This is a genomic window from Dietzia cercidiphylli, from assembly GCF_014145145.1.
GTDB classification, from domain to species: Bacteria; Actinomycetota; Actinomycetes; order Mycobacteriales; family Mycobacteriaceae; genus Dietzia; species Dietzia natronolimnaea.
Window position 1 is genome coordinate 1 of sequence record NZ_JAALEA010000448.1, and the last position, 1,218, is coordinate 1,218.

1 protein-coding gene and 1 pseudogene are annotated in these 1,218 nt (G+C 71.5%); both read right to left on the bottom strand.

What is annotated here, in order from left to right:
* Positions 1-983: Stk1 family PASTA domain-containing Ser/Thr kinase (pknB, locus tag G6028_RS15170; protein WP_182659369.1), on the bottom strand; the 983-nt coding region annotated here is incomplete at its 3' end.
* Positions 980-1,218: pseudogene (locus tag G6028_RS15175) on the bottom strand (serine/threonine protein kinase); the annotation flags it as partial. The pseudogene G6028_RS15175 and the gene pknB, both read right to left, overlap by 4 nt.

A 1,218-nucleotide genomic window follows, 5' to 3' on the forward strand; every position in this document is an offset into this window, starting at 1 on the left:
TGCGCCTCGGTCGGGGCCTCGGACGGCGGGATCCGGTCGGCGCGGCCCGAGCCGTAGCCCGCCCCGGCGAATCCGTGGGGGGCGTCGGGTCGTTGTCCGTCGTCGAGCTCGTCGTCGGAGAGCACGAGCGGGGCGGCCGGCCGGCCGCCGCTCAGGACGGCGAGCAGGTCGGTGCGCATGTCCCCGGCGGTGTCGTACCGGTTCTCGGGGTTCTTGGCCATCGCCTGCATGACCACGGCGTCGACGTACCGGCCGACCTCCGGGTTGATCGCGGAGGGCGGCTGCGGTGACTCGCGGACGTGCTGGTACGCCACGGCGACGGGGGATTCGCCGGTGAACGGCGGGGCTCCGGCGACCATCTCGTACAGGACGCAGCCGGCCGAGTACAGGTCCGATCGGGCGTCCACCGTCTCGCCCCGGGCCTGCTCGGGGCTGAGGTACTGGGCGGTGCCGAGCACGGACGAGGTGTTGGTGAGGGTCGAGCTGGCGTCGCTGACCGCGCGCGCGATCCCGAAGTCCATGACCTTGACGGCCCCGTCGCGCGAGATCATGATGTTCGCCGGCTTGACGTCCCGGTGGATGATCCCCTTCTTGTGGGAGAAGTCGAGGGCGCCGCAGACGTCCGCCATCACCCCGAGTGCGCGTTCCACCTCCAACGGACCATCCATCTTGACGATGTCCCGGATCGTGTCGCCCTCGACCACTTCCATGACGATGTAGGGCAACGCGCCGTCATCGGTGCGCTCCTCGCCCGTGTCGTAGATCGCCACGATGGAGGGGTGGTTGAGCGACGCCGAGTTCTGCGCCTCGCGGCGGAAGCGCTGGTAGAAGGTCTCGTCGCGGGCCAACTCGGGCCGCATGATCTTGACCGCCACGTCACGGCCGAGGACGGTGTCCCGCCCCCGGTGGACCTCGGACATGCCGCCGAACCCGAGGACCTCGCCGATCTCGTACCGGCCCGCCAGCAGGTGAGGTGTCGTCATCCGCCGTCACCTCCCCTGCCGTTGTTCGCGGCCGCACCCGCGTTCGGGTTCGCGTTGCCACCGGTGTTGCCGCCACCGTCGCCCTCGCCGGCCTGGCCCGGTGGGACGAAGGAGTTGAACTCGGAGGTCAGCGAATCGAGCATGTCCTGCAGGTCCGGCGCGGGCGGGATGACGGTCGGCGACGGCACCGGCTGGGGCGGCGGTGTGGGCTCGGGGGCCGGGGCGGGGGCCGGCG